5 protein-coding genes and 1 pseudogene are annotated in these 14,210 nt (G+C 74.8%); 4 read left to right on the forward strand and 2 right to left on the reverse strand.

Going from position 1 to position 14,210, the window contains the following annotated elements; translation table 11 throughout:
- Positions 1-5 precede the first annotated feature (5 nt).
- The 4 genes and pseudogenes from ACOBQU_RS04900 to ACOBQU_RS04915 all read left to right on the forward strand — a co-directional run bounded on the left by ACOBQU_RS04900 (position 6) and on the right by ACOBQU_RS04915 (position 6,065).
- Positions 6-1,225, forward strand: a pseudogene (locus ACOBQU_RS04900) (type III PLP-dependent enzyme).
- Positions 1,226-1,774 carry a GNAT family N-acetyltransferase gene (locus ACOBQU_RS04905; protein WP_423624672.1) on the forward strand — a complete coding sequence of 183 codons (549 nt, stop codon included), beginning with the start codon at positions 1,226-1,228 and terminating at the stop codon, positions 1,772-1,774.
- Positions 1,774-3,045, forward strand: coding sequence for an MFS transporter (locus ACOBQU_RS04910; RefSeq protein ID WP_423624673.1), 1,272 nt, complete (start codon positions 1,774-1,776; stop codon positions 3,043-3,045). Before ACOBQU_RS04905 ends, ACOBQU_RS04910 begins: the two co-directional genes overlap by 1 nt.
- Before the next feature lie 212 nt (positions 3,046-3,257).
- Positions 3,258-6,065, forward strand: a complete 2,808-nt coding sequence (locus ACOBQU_RS04915; protein WP_423624674.1) for a hypothetical protein — start codon at positions 3,258-3,260, stop codon at positions 6,063-6,065.
- A gap of 157 nt (positions 6,066-6,222) precedes the next feature.
- Here the strand turns inward: ACOBQU_RS04915 and ACOBQU_RS04920 are convergent, their stop codons facing one another.
- Complete coding sequence (locus ACOBQU_RS04920; protein WP_423624675.1) at positions 6,223-6,774, reverse strand: hypothetical protein; 552 nt, start codon at positions 6,772-6,774, stop codon at positions 6,223-6,225.
- A 373-nt stretch (positions 6,775-7,147) separates the two neighbouring features.
- Positions 7,148-13,828, reverse strand: a complete 6,681-nt coding sequence (locus ACOBQU_RS04925; RefSeq protein ID WP_423624676.1) for an amino acid adenylation domain-containing protein — start codon at positions 13,826-13,828, stop codon at positions 7,148-7,150.
- Between the last annotated feature and the right edge of the window lie 382 nt (positions 13,829-14,210).

Raw genomic sequence — 14,210 nt, forward strand, 5'->3', positions numbered from 1 at the left:
CTTTCATGTACGTCACGTCACGCCTGCGGGCGGCCCTCGCGGCCGCCACGGAGGACACCCTGGTCTACGACCTGCCCGGCATCGAGGAGCGCTACGACGCGCTGCTGCGGGAACTGCCCGGCGTCGCCGTCCGGTTCGCGATGAAGGCCTGCCCGGTGGACGAGGTGCTCACCCGGCTCGCCGACCGCGGCTGCGGCTTCGACGCGGCCAGCCCGCAGGAGATCGCCCAGGCCCTGGCCGTCGGCGCGCCCGCCGAGCGCGTCCACTACGGCAACACCATCAAGTCCGACCGGCACATCGCCGACGCCCGCGCCCGCGGCATCCGGGACTTCGCCACCGACAGCGTCGAGGACGTGCGGGCCATCGCGGCCATCGCGCCCGGCTCCCGGGTCTTCTGCCGCCTCGCCACCGACGGCGACGGCGCCCTGTGGGGGCTCAGCCACAAGTTCGGCTGCTCCCCGCCGACGCCGTGCACGTCCTGGCGACCGCGCACGCCTCGGGTCTGGTCCCGGCGGGCCTGTCCGTGCACGTGGGCTCCCAGCAGATGACGGCCGAGGCGTGGCGCGCCGCCCTCGACCGCATCGCCGAGGTCCTGGTGGCCCTGGGCCGCCGCGGCATCCACCCCGACCACGTCAACCTGGGCGGCGGGCTGCCCGCGCTCGGCTACCGCGACCGGCGGGGCAACCCGCTCGACCCGCCCCTCGACAAGATCTTCGCGGTGCTCCGCGAGGGGATGCAGCGCCTGTCCGCCCTCACCCCCGTGCCGCTGGACTTCGTCATCGAACCCGGCCGCCACCTGGTCGCCGACCACGGCGCGGTGCGCGCCCACGTGTCGCGCCTGTCCGCCCGGCGGGGCGCCGACGGGCGGCGGCAGCACTGGCTGTATCTGAGCTGCGGCAAGTTCAACGGCCTGTACGAGATGGACGCGCTCCAGTACCCGCTGCTGTTCCCGACCCACCCCGCGCCCCCGGCGCCCCCAGCAACGTACGTCCCCGCTGTGGTCGCCGGACCCACCTGCGACAGCGACGACGCCTACAGCCACGAGGGCAGCCTGGTCCGGGTGCCCGAGGCGGCGGCGTCCGGGGACCCGGTGTGGATCCTGTCCACGGGCGCGTACGCCACGAGCTACACCACGCGGGGCTTCAACGGCTTCGGCCCGCTGCCGCTCACCTGGGTGCGCGGCGAGCAGGAGCGGGCGGGCGCCGCGCCGGAAGGAGCGCACTGAGTGTCCGACACCCTCGGCCCCCTGCACATACGGCCCGTCACCGACCACGACTGGGACGGCATCGCGGCCCTCGAAGCGGGCGTCTACACCCCCCTCGGCCTGTCCGAGGGCCGGGCGGCGCTCGAATCCCGGGCCCGGGTCTCGCCCAGCACCTGCTTCGTGCTCACTAGCGGACACCGGACCGCGGGCTACGTCCTCACGCTGCCCTACCCGGCGTTCCAGAGCCCCGACCTGGAGCGGGCGGAGCGGTCCGCCTTCGCCTCGGCCAACCTGCACCTGCACGACCTGGTCGTCGCCGAGGACTTCCGCGGCCGCGGCCTGGCCCGCCGACTGCTGCGCCACCTCACGGCGACGGCCCGCGCCCAGCGCTACGAGCGGATCTCCCTGGTCGCCGTGGCGGGCAGCGAGACCTTCTGGTCGGCGCGGGGATTCACGGCCCACCGGGAGGTCCCGCTCCCGGCCAGTTACGGCGCGGACGCGGTGTACATGTCCGCGCCAGTCCCCGAAAGGCAGAGCGGTGCCGGAAAGACGAAGAGGCTGACGAGCTGATGCACACCTTGCGTGTCCGCGATGAGTTCCGGCGAGCGCAGCTCGCCATCGCGGCGTTGTTCTGCGTCCTGGGCTTCCAGTACGCCACCTGGGCCGCGCGGATTCCCGCGCTGAAGTCCAAGCTCGACCTGAGCGAGGCCGAGGTCGGGCTGCTCCTGATGGCCGCCGGGGTCGGCGCGGCGGCGTCGTTCCCGCTCGTCGCCGCCCTCACCCGGCGCTGGGGCTCGCGGCGCCTGGCCTTCCTCTCGGCGCTGTTCCTCGGCCTGCTGCTGCTCGCCCTCGCGGCGGCGCCGAACTATCCGGTCGCGCTCGCCGTGATGTGCGCCGACGGCGTCGGCGTCGGCTGTCTGAACGTCGCCATGAACGCGCAGGGCGCCGCCCTGGAGTCCCGCTACGGGCGCACCGCCATGGCCAAGCTGCACGCCACGTTCAGCGGCGGCTCCCTCGGCGCCGCCCTCCTCGCCTCCGGCACGAGCGCGCTGACCTCGTCCGTGGCGCTGCACTTCGGCGTGGCCGCGGTGCTCGTGCTGCTCCTCGCCATGTTCGCCGAACCGGCGCTGCTGACCGAGGAGGAGGCCGCGCCCGACGCCGACGGCGCCGACGGGGACGGGGCGAAGAAGAAGGCCCGGCGGTCGTGGGCGCTGCCCGCGAGCGTCACGCTGTGGATGGGCGGCGCCATGGTGTTCGGCACCGTGGCGGAGGGCGCCATGAACGACTGGTCGGCGCTCTATCTCAAGGACGTCGCCGACGCGTCGGCCCGCGTCGCGCCGCTGGGCATCGCCGTGGTCTCCGTGATGATGGTGCTCGCGCGGCTCTTCGCCGACGGCTGGCGCACCCGCTGGGGCGACGGCCGCGTGGTGCGCCTGGGCAGCGTCCTGGCCGCCGCGGGCCTGGCGTTCGCGCTGCTGGTGGGCGGCGTGGTCCCGGCCCTGATCGGCTTCGCGCTCATGGGACTCGGCCTCGCGGCCGTCACGCCGTGCGTGTACGTGGCGGCGGCGAACCAGGGCTCGGACGCCCTCGCCCTGGTGGCCGCGATGGGGACGACGGGGCTGCTCGCCGGGCCGCCGGTGATCGGCTTCATCGCGAGCGGCAGCAGCCTGGTGTGGGGCATGGCGGCGGTCGCCGCGTCGGCGGTCCTGGTGTCGCTGTGCGCCACGAGGATCCGCTGGAAGCCGGTGGCCGCCGAGGCGTCGGGGACGGCCGGTACGGCGGGCACGGCCGGGGCGTCGGGGACGGCCGAGACGGCCGGTACGGCGGAGGCGGGTGCCTGAGGGGCCGTCATCGGAGCGGCCGGGCCGCGCTCTTGACCAGGGGTGTTACGGGACTCACAGACCCGTAACACCCCTTTCGCCCCTTCTGCCCCACCCGTCGCACAGGTCCCGCACAGCAACAGGCAACCCCCGGACGTCCGTTCGCATCCTCCCCGCCGCAGGGCCCGTGACGCACCGGGCCTCGGGGGAATCCGATGACGAGGAGAACTGTCTTGATCCGTGTCCCGCGCTTGGCGACCGCCGCGTGTGCGGCGCTCGCGCTGGCGGTGGGGTTGCCGGAGCTGGCGCACGCCGCGCCGGGGCTGCCGTCCGGGCCGCCCGCCGACGACCCCATATCCACCGCCCCGGTGGGGAGCCCCGACCAGCTCCCCCAGGGGTGGGACCTCACCGGCGAGGGCGCCGACCAGGAGTTGGTCTGGCGTTCCCCGGAGCGGGTGCCCATGGGGGACGCCCGCGTGGAGTTCTACGCGGGCGACCGGCTGCTCGGCCGCCCCAGGGCCGCGAACGACCAGCGCACCTTCCGCCTGGGCCTGTCCGAGAACGGCGTACGCCCCACGGACCGCCTGACCGGCCTGAAGGTGCTCGCGGGCGGCCGCCGTCTGGACGCGCCCGCCGCCGGGCGGGGCCCGCGCCTGGCGCCGCCGCCCGCCGACACCCCGCGGCAGGCTCCCGCGAACGAGGTCGACCCGGGCCGCCCGGGCCCGTACCGCACCACCCGCGGCAGCTACGACCTGAAGGCGGTCAAGCTGCCCGGCTTCCCCAAGCCGGTGGAGATGCGCGCCACGGTCCTCGGCCCGACGAACGCCCCGGGCAAGCGCCCGCTGGCGCTGTTCCTGCACGGCCGCCACTACACCTGCTACAACGACCGCGGCAAGGAGGACATGACCTGGCCCTGCCCGTCGGGCCTCAAGCCGGTGCCGAGCGAGCAGGGCTATGTGCACGACCAGAAGCTCCTGGCCTCCCAGGGGTACGTCACGGTGTCGATCGCCGCGAACGGGATCAACGGCCAGGACGACGTCGCCGACGACGGCGGCGCGCAGGCCCGCTCCTCGCTGGTGCGCCAGCACCTCGGCCGCTGGGCCGACTGGGCCGCCGACCCGTCGAAGGCACCGGACGCCGTGCGCGCCACCGCCCCCGCTGACCTGTCCAAGGTGCTGCTCGTGGGCCACTCGCGCGGCGGCGAGGGCGTCAACCGCGCGGCGCTCGACAGCCGTTACGCGCCGCCCGCCGACGAGGACGGCGCCCCGGGCAAGGCCCGCTGGCAGGTCCGCGGCACGGTCCTGATCGGCCCGACCCTCTTCGGGCACAACCCCGACCCGGACGTGCCCTCGATGACGATCCTGCCGGGCTGCGACGGCGACGTCTCCGACCTCCAGGGCCAGCTCTACGTGGACGCCACCCGTGGCGTCAGCGGCGGCAGCGCCCTGCACAGCGCGGTCTACATGGTCGGCGCGAACCACAACTTCTTCAACCGCGAGTGGACGCCCGGCCAGTCCCAGGCCCCGTCCGTCGACGACTTCTCCGGCGGCGAGCGCCCGGACCCGGTGTGCTCGCCGGGCCGCGGCCCGCGTCTGAAGGCCACGCAGCAGCAGACCGCGGGCTCCACGTACATCGCCGCGGCCGCCCGGCTGTTCCTCGCCGGTGACGACAAGGTCCGCCCGCTGCTCGACGGCTCCGGCCGCGGCGCCCCCTCGGCGGGCCCGGCGCGGGTGCTCACGCACGCGGTCGGCGGCCACCGCACGCCCGCCGTCACCGCGGACACCAGCGCCGCGGTGACCGGCGGACGCCTGTGCTCGCAGGTCTCCTCCAGCGCCCCCCGCGGCTGTCTGACCGGACGCCAGGGCTCGTCGCCGCACTTCGCGCGCTGGGAGGCCTCCCCCGACCCCGGCCGCTACGCGTACGCGATGAACTGGTCGCGCACCGGCGCCACCATGGCCGTACGCCCCAAGAAGCCGGTGTCCCTCGCGGACGCCAAGGCGCTCGCGCTGCGCGTGATCGTGCCGCCGAACACCAAGGGCACCAAGCTGGACGTGACCGTCGCCGACGCGTCGGGGCGCCGCGCCAAGCTCGGCCGGGTCACCCTCGACGGGCTGCCCGGCAGCGAGATGACCTCGTCGTACTGGGGCCGTGAGGTGCGGGTGCCGCTGACGGCCGCGACCGGCGCGGGCCTCGACCTGACGCGGGTGCGGTCGGTGGAGCTGACCTCGGCCACCCGGTCCGGCAAGGCGTGGCTGATGGACGCCTGGGGCTGGCGCCCCGGCACGCCGGAGGTCACCGCGTCGCCGCTGGCCCGCGTCGACCTCGGCCGCCTCACCGTCGACGAGGGCGACTCCGGGGTGCGCACCTACCGCGCCCCGGTCCGGGTGAGCGGTGACGGCACCGGCACGGTGCGGCTGCTGCTGCCCGACCCGGCCGTGCCGGACAAGCTCGTCGCCAAGAAGGTCACGGTGCGCCCCGGCGACACGTCCCTGAGCGTGCCGTTCGAGGTCAAGGGCAACAAGCGGTACGGCACGCAGGTGTCGTACGACCTCTTCGCCAAGGCGGTGCGCGGCGCGGTCGTCGGCTCCTACCACGGTGGGCTCGCCGTGCGCGAGGACGACCCGATGCCGAAGATCACGGTGAAGCCGGTCGCCGCCAAGGTCACCGAGGGCAAGGCCCTGAAGTGGCGCGTGTCCCTGTCGGCGGTCGCCGACACGGAGCTGGGGGCCGCGTTCCGCGTCCTGCCGGTCCGCGGCGGCGGAGAGCTGTCCACCAAGGACGTCACCAAGCGGTGGCTGAAGGAGACCTTCGGCGCCACGCCCGGCCGGGGCCGCCCGCTGTCCAAGGTCAACGGGGAGCCGTACTTCACCGTCCTGGTCCCGCCCGGCAAGCGCGGCGTGGAGCTGAGCGTGCCCACCGTCAAGGACGGGCTGCGGGAGGGCGCGGAGTCGGTGCGCCTGAAGCAGTACACGTACGACGAGCAGTGGCAGGAGCACCCGGGCCCGGTGTTCACCGGCACGGTGCGCGCCAACCGGACATAGTCCGGGGCGGAGCGTACGGGTCCGGGCGGGCGGTTCCCCTGCGGGGGGCCGCCCGCCCGGGTGTGTGCGGTGCGCTCGCTCAGCGGTCGGGCGCCGGGTCAGCGGCCGGGGCGGCGGGGCGGCGGTCGGTGCACCGTCTCAGTGGCCGGGCGGCGGGTCAGTTCCAGGGGTTGGCGGGCTGGTCGTTGATGTACGTCCAGAAGCGTGTGCCCACCGGCACGTCGCCGTGGGCCCAGAAGCTCCAGCCGCCCGAACTCTGCAGGTTGGGGCCGTACTTGCCGTCGTGGAACTCGGCCATGCGCCAGCCCGCGCCGAAGGTGTTGGCGCAGATGCCGTCGGCGGCGGCCAGGCTCGTCAGCCGGGTCCCGCGCACCGGGTTGGTAGCGGCGACGGTGCCCTTGGCCCAGCCCGCGTAGAAGTCCGGGGTGATCCCGGCGGGCACGGGGCGGCCGTCGACCTTCAGACACAGGACGGGCAGCGCCGTGCTGGTGTCCGTGTCGCCCTGGTAGGGGTTGCTGAGCGGGCCGCCGCCGACGCGGACGGTGCCGCTGGGCCCGTCGGCGAGGAAGGTCCAGGTCATGGCCTTGGTGTTGGTGGCGCCCGAGGGGGCGGCGGCCGCCGGGGCCGCGGTGCCCGCGGCGAGCGCCACGGCGGCGAGTGCGGCGGAGGCCAGGGTGGCCACGGACCGGGACAGCTTGATCGAGCGCAAGGCGTTCTCCTCACGGCTGATGCTGGATGGATCCCCTGGTGTGCCGGGGTGTACGGGCGTGAACCGAGGCGTACCAGTGACACCGGCGATACCGGTGGCACCGGTCGAGGATTCTTCACGTCCTTCACACTGCCTCCAAGAGCCATAACCAGACATCCACGTCTCGTGGTTCTCTCCGGAGAAACCCGGAAAGCGCGCATCCGCCCGCATGACCCGCGACCCGGCGGGTACCTGAGACGTGGACCCCACCGCGCTCCCCCGTCGCGGTGGGGTCTTTGTACGGGCAGCGGGCCCCCGCCACACCGGCGGGGGCCCGTCCGCGCGCCGGGCACGCGGCGCGCGCCGCGTGCCCGGTGGCCTGCTCACGGCCTGCTCAACGGCCGGTGTACGCCTCCCTGTTCATCCTGCGCAGCCGGGGCCTGCTGGTCTTCGTCGACCCCGTGGTGCGCGGCGCGAGATCGGCGACGGTGTGCGCCTCGAAGACCGCCCGGATCGGCACGTCCACGCCGAGTTCCGCGCGGATGCGGCTGGTCAGCCGCGTCGCGAGCAGGGAGTTGCCGCCCGAGGCGAAGAAGTCGTCGTGGATGCCGACCCGTTCGGCGCCGAGCACCTCCGCGAACAGGTCGCAGAGCGTCCGCTCCTGCGGGGTGCGCGGCGCCGCGTACGCGGCGCCGCCGAACTCCGGCTCCGGCAGCCGCCCGCGGTCCAGCTTGCCGTTCGGCGACAGCGGCAGCCGGTCGAGGACCACGAAGGCGTCCGGCACCATGAAGTCCGGCAGCTTCTCGTTCGCGTGGGCGCGCAGCTCCGTCACGTCGACGGCGCCGGGGCCGTCCGCGTCCTCCCGCGGCGCGGGCACCACATAGCCGACCAGGCGCTTGGTGCCGCCGCCCGCCTCCCGGGCGATGACGGCCGCCTGGGCGACGCCGGGGTGCGCGGTCAGGGCCGCCTCGACCTCGCCCGGCTCGATGCGGAAGCCGCGCACCTTGACCTGATGGTCGTCGCGGCCCAGGTACTCCAGCTGGTCGTCCTCGGTCCAGCGGACCAGGTCGCCGGTGCGGTACATGCGCGCGCCGCCGCCCTCGAAGGGGTTGGCCACGAACCGTTCGGCGGTCAGGCCCGGGCGCCGGTGGTAGCCGCGCCCGATGTGCCCGGAGACATACAGCTCGCCCACCACGCCGCGCGGCGCGGGCGTCAGGCCGGGGCCGAGGACGTAGGCGCGCACGTTCCCGATGGGGGTGCCGATCGGCAGGCTGCCCGCGCCCTGGAGGGCGTCGTCGGCCTCCAGCGAGAACGCCGTGGTGTAGAACGACTCGCTCGGGCCGTAGCAGTTGACGACGCGCGCGTTGGGCAGCACCTCGCGCACCCGCCGGGCGAGCGACACGGGCAGCGGCTCGCCGCCGAGCGCGAGCGTCTCCACGCCCTCGGTGCCCTTCTTCTCCTTGACCAGGGCGAGCAGTTCGTCGAAGACCGACGGCACGGTGCTCAGGACCGTGGCCGAGAGCTCCGGCAGCTCCCCCATGGCCAGCGCGTCGCGGATCACCTCCAGGGTGGAGCCGCTGCCGAGCGTGGCGAACATCTCGAACGCGGAGACGTCGAAGTTGATCGACGTGCCCGCGAGCAGCTTCTTGCCCGTGCCGCCGCCCATGCGCGCGGCCATCTCCGCCGCGTCGGCGGCCACCGTGAGCTGGGTCTCCATCACGCCCTTCGGCACGCCCGTGGAGCCCGAGGTGTAGATGACGTACGCCAGGTGGTCGGGGCGCAGCGGTGTCGTCCGGTCCGCGTCGGTGAGGGGGCCGCCGTCCGTGCCGTACTCCTGGTCGACGAAGACGCACCGCTGGTCCGGGCCGAGGAGGGCCCGGGCGGTCGGCGCGTCGGTGACGATCAGCTCCGGCTCGGCCTGCGACAGGACGAGGTCCAGGCGGTCGCTCGGGTACTTGGGGTCGACCGGCAGATAGGCGGCGCCCGTCTTGACGACGGCGACCACGCCCACGATCAGCTCGGCCGAGCGGGGCAGGGCGACGCCCACCACGCCGTCGGGGCCCGCGCCGCGCCGGATCAGCTCCCGCGCGAGGCGGTTGGCCCGCTCGTCAAGGTCCCGGTAGGTGTACGCGACGTCGCCGCTGGTCACGGCGATCGCGTCCGGCGACTGCGCGACCTGCCGGTCGAACAGCTCCGGAAGCGTGGTGGCGGGCACCGGCACGCGCGTGTCGTTCAGGCCGACGAGCAGCCGCTCGCGCTCCGCGGGCTCCAGGACGTCCACCTGGCCGACCTTGCTCCCGGGGTCGGCCGCGATCTGCCGCAGCACCCGCCCGAGCCGCCCGGCGAGCACCTCGGCGCCCGCCGCGTCGAACACGTGCCGCTGGTACTGGATGGTCACGCGCGGGCGGGCGCCGTCGGGGTAGACGAACACGGTCACCGGATAGTGGCTGGCCGTGAAGGAGCGGATGCCCGTCACGGTGACCCCGGCCGCCGCGCTCGCCTCGGCGATGCCCGAGCGGTCCAGCGGGAAGGACTCGAAGACGACGAGGGTGTCGAACAGCGCCTTCAGACCGGTCAGGTCGAGCAGCTTGGGCAGCCCCACGTGGTGGTGGTCGAGCAGTGCCGCCTGCCGCTCCTGGAGACCAGTGAGCAGTTCGGTGAAGGTGGCTCCGGGGGCGCAGCCCACGCGTACGGGGATGGTGCTCAGGAAGAGCCCGACGATGGAGTCGACGCCCGGCACCGCGGGCGGCCGCCCGGCCACCGTGGCGGCGGTCACCACGTCCTGACGGCCCGTCAACTGTCCGAGCAGGACGGCCCAGGCGCCCTGCACGACCGTGTTGAGGGTGATCCCCAGGCCGGTGGCGCGCCGGGCCAGGGCGTGGAACTCCTCCGTGGTGAGGTCCACGTCGACCTGCCCGATGCCGGGGCTGGCCGCGTCCGACTCGTCGCCGGGGGCCAGCATCGTGGGCTCGTCGAGCCCGGCCAGCTCCCTGGCCCAGGCCGCCGTGGACTCCTCGGGGTCCTGCCGCGCCCGCCAGGCCAGGAAGTCCCGGTAGCCGCGCGGGCGCGGCAGCGCCGAGGCGTCGCCGCCCGAGCCGTACAGGCGCAGCACGTCCTGGATGATCAGCGGCAGCGACCAGCCGTCGAACAGCAGATGATGGGCCGTCAGGACCAGTTCGTGTCTGCCGTCGGACAGGGTGACGAGGGCCAGGCGCAGCAGCGGTGGCGTCGCCAGGTCGAAGTTGTCCGCCAGGTCGTCGGCGAGGAACCGCTCGAAGGCCTCCGCCCGGCCGCTGGCCGGTACCTCGCTCAAGTCGGCTTGCTTCCAATGCAGTTCGACGCCGTCGACGACGAGCTGGAGGTGGTCGCCGTCGGCGCCGGGCACGAAGGCGGTCCGCAGGCTGGGGTGCCGGTCGAGGGTGGCCTGCCCGGCGGCCCGCATCCGGTCCGGGTCCACCGGCCCGGACAGGTGCAGGGTGTACTGCACCTGGTAGGCGTCGAAGGTGGCGGCGCCCCGCATCAGCGAGTGGAACAGCAGGCCGGACTGGAGCGGGGTGGTCGGCCAGACGTCCGACAGGCCGGGGTAGCGCTCCTGCCAGGCGTCGATGTGCTCCTGCGCCACCCGCACCAGCGGCACGTCGGACGGGGTGAGGCCGCCCGCGCCGGGTTCGGCGGCGTGCCGGGCCAGGCCTTCGAGGGCCGCGCACCACAGGTCGGCGAGCTGGCGCACCTCGGCCTGGGCGAGCACGCCGGAGGGCGCGGTGAACACGGCGCTCAGCCGGGGCCCCTCGGGGGTGTCCGTGACGCTGGCGTTGATGTCCACCTCCGCGGGGGCGGGCATGTCCGGGTCCTGGCCCGCGTCGAGGGACGCCAGCTCGGCGACCTCGACCTGGGTGAAGCCGAGGCCGCGCAGCCGTTCCGGCATGTCCGCCGCCGCCGAGAACCGGCCCAGGTAGTTGAACCCGACCTGGCCGAGCGGGTACGGCGCGAGCCGGGCGGCGGTCTCCGGGTTGAGGTGGCGGAGCAGGCCGTAGCCGATGCCCTTGTCGGGGACGGCCCGCAGCTGCTCCTTGACGGCCTTCAGGGCGCGGGCCGCCGCGGGCCCGCCCGCGAAGGCGTCGTCGAGGTCCGTGCCCGCCACGTCGAGGCGCACGGGGAAGACGCTGGTGAACCAGCCGACGGTGCGGGACAGGTCCGCGCCCGGCGCGGCCGCCTCCTCGCGGCCGTGGCCTTCGAGCCGGATGAGCGCCGAGGGCTCCTCGACGCCGCGGTCGCGCCGCCACCGGGCGAGGGCGAGCGCCAGGCCGGTCAGGAGGCCGTCGTTGACCTCGCCGTGGAAGGCCGCGGGCACCGTCGACAGGAGGGACTCGGTGACGGACACGGGCAGGTCGACCCGGGTCTCGGTGACCGTCGCGATCACGTCCACGGACCGGTCCAGGCGGCGGGCGCCGAGCAGCGGGTCGGGCCCTTCCACGATGGACCGCCACAGGTCCAGTTCGGCGGTCCGCCGCGCGCCGCGCGCCTCGTCGGCAAGGGCGTGCGCCCAGCGCCGCACCGAGGTGGCGACCGGTTCGAGCACGGGCGCGCGCCCGGCCCGCACCTGCTCCCAGGCGGCGGCGAGGTCGGGCATGAGGATGCGCCAGGACACGCCGTCGACGACGAGGTGGTGCAGGACGACCAGCAGGCGCCCGGCGGGTGCCCCGCCCTGCCGGGGCGCGCCGCCGTCCGCCGCGCCGCCCTCGGCCGTGGACTTCGGGGCCGCTGCCGGGTCGTACCAGACGAACTGCGCGACGACGCCCCCGGCCGGGTCGAGGCGGGCGGCCGCCGCGTCGAGCGCGTCGTGCAGGGACCGCTCCCAGGCGCCGCCCCAGCGGCCGTCGCACTCCACGCGCGTGAGCAGCGCCGCCGCGTCGACCGAGCCGGGCGGCCCCACGAGCAGGCCCTCGCCGCCCTCGGTCACCAGGCGGGCGCGCAGCAGGTCGTGCCGGTCGAGCACCGCTTGGAGGGTCGCCGCCAGGCCCGCCCGGTCGATGCCCGCGGGCAGGTCCAGCGCCATGGCCTGGAGGAACCGGTCGAAGCCGGGGCCGTACTCGCGCAGCATCCGCGCGACGGGCAGCAGCGGCATCCAGCCCTCGCCGCCGCCGGGCAGCTCCTCAAGGACGGGGGCTCCGGCGCCGGACGCCGCGTTGGCCGCGGCGACCTCGGCGAGGTCGGCCACCGTGCGGGAGGTGAACACGTCCCGGGCGCTGATCTCGATCCCGGCCGCGCGGGCCCGGGACACCACCTGGATGGACTGGATGCTGTCGCCGCCGATGGCGAAGAAGTCGTCGTCGATGCCGACCCGGTCCACCGCGAGGACCGCGGCGAACGCCTCCGCCAGGGCCTCCTCCTCGGGGGTGCGCGGCGCCCGGTAGGTGCCGCCCGTGAACTCCGGCTCGGGGAGCCGCTTCCGGTCCACCTTGCCGTTGGGCGTCAGCGGGAGCTGGTCGAGGACCATGACGAGCGCGGGCACCATGAAGTCCGGCAGGCGGCGCGCCACGAACGCGCGCAGCTCCCCGGCCGCGAACCCGGCGTCGAAGGCGACGGACCCGGTGGCGCCGCCCTCGTCGCGGGCGGCGTCCTCGTCGCGGGCGGCGTCCTCGTCGCGGGCACCGTCACCGGCCGCCGGGACCACATAGCCGACGAGCTGCTTGCCGCGGCCGCTGGACTCGTGGGCGACCACCACGGCGTGGGCGACCAGGGGGTGGGCGGTCAGCGCCGCCTCGATCTCCTGGAGTTCGATGCGCAGCCCGCGGATCTTGACCTGGGTGTCGACGCGCCCGACGAACTCCAGCTGCCCGTCGTCGGCCCGCCGCACCAGGTCCCCGGAGCGGTACATGCGCCGCCCGGGGGCGCCGAAGGGGCAGGCGACGAAGCGTTCGCCGGTGAGCGCGGGGCGGCCCAGGTAGCCGCGGGCGAGGGGCGCGCCCGCGATGTACAGCTCGCCTTCGGTGCCGTCGGCCACCGGCTGGAGCCGGTCGTCGAGGACGTACAGATCGGTGTTGGGCAGGGCGCCGCCGATGGGGACGCGGCCGTCTCCGGACAGCGGGGCGCTGAGGGTGACGGCGACGGTGGTCTCGGTGGGGCCGTAGCCGTTGAGCAGCCGACGGCCGACGGACCACTGGGCGACCAGTTCGGGCGGGGTGGCCTCCCCGGCGACCGCCATGGACCGCACCGAGCGCAGGGAGTCGGCGGGCATCGTGGCGAGGACCGCGGGCGGCATGACCAGGTGGGTCACGCCGTGCGCGGCGACAGTCGCGGCGAGCGGCGCGCCGGGGGCGAGCCGCTCCTTGTCGGCCATCACCAGCGTGCCGCCGGTGAACAGGGACATGCACATCTCGCCGACGGAGACGTCGAAGCTCGGCGAGGCGAACTGCAGGACGCGGCTCTCGGCGCCCACCTTCATGCGCTCCACCAGGGCGCCGACGAGGTTGGCGATGCCGGTGTGGGTGACCGTGACGCCCTTGGGGCGGCCCGTGGAACCCGAGGTGTAGATGACGTACGCGGCGTCGGACACGGACTGTTCGCGCGCGGGTGCCGCCGCGGCGTCGGCGGGGCCGGGGGTGTCGTCGGCGGGGCCCAGGTCGTCCAGGTTCAGCGCGGGCGTGGGCAGTGCGGGCAGCTGGCGGTCGGTGGTGGCGTCCGTCAGGAGCAGTCCGGCGCCGGAGTCCTTCACCATGAAGGCGATCCGGTCCACGGGGTAGGAGGGGTCGACGGGCAGATAGGCGCCGCCCGCCTTCATCACGGCGAGGACGGCCACGCACCACTGCGGCGACCGCCCGAGCGCCACGCCGACGACGCTCTCCCGCCGGACTCCGTGCCGCACCAGGACCCGCGCCAGGTGGTCGGCCCGCGCGTTCAGCTCCCGGTAGGTCAGGGACGTCCCGTCGAAGAGCACGGCCGCCGCGTCCGGAGCCGCCGCGACCTGCCGCTCGAACAGCTCCGGGATCGTACCGATCGGTATCGGAACCTCCGCTTCCTTCTCTGTGCCCCCGCCCTGAAGGGAACTCAGCTCAGGAAAAGACAAAGCGATCAACCCCGTAGTCGTCAGGAATTCGGGCGGAACATACCTAACCGCTCGCCCCCGGAGCGCTGTCCTGTCCCGTCGACAGGACAACTGGCAACCGGAGTCGGGACCAGCGGGTCGGGCGGCCGCGCGCCTTCTCGTGCCGCGCGGTAGTACGAGGGGCACCGCGGGGACGCGGAGCCCCGACTCCGAGGGGCACCGCGCCGCGACTCCGGGGGCACCGCGCCCCGGACTTGCGAAGGCGCTCCCCCGACGCTTCCCGACGCTCCCCCTTCGCTCCCCTGACGATCCCCCGGAAGAAGAACCCCAAAGGCGAGCGTCCGTTCGCGGCCGTCTCGCCGACCGCCGCGAAACCGGTCCGAAACCGGCCCGGATCTAGCCCCGGAACCCA

The sequence above is a fragment of the Streptomyces sp. G45 genome (genome assembly GCF_049542095.1).
Taxonomy (GTDB): Bacteria; Actinomycetota; Actinomycetes; order Streptomycetales; family Streptomycetaceae; genus Streptomyces.

Excerpts from the sequence above, each read along its gene's own strand:
- ACOBQU_RS04910 (WP_423624673.1), top strand. The coding sequence starts at position 1,774 with ATGCACACCTTGCGTGTCCGCGATGAGTTCCGGCGAGCGCAGCTCGCC.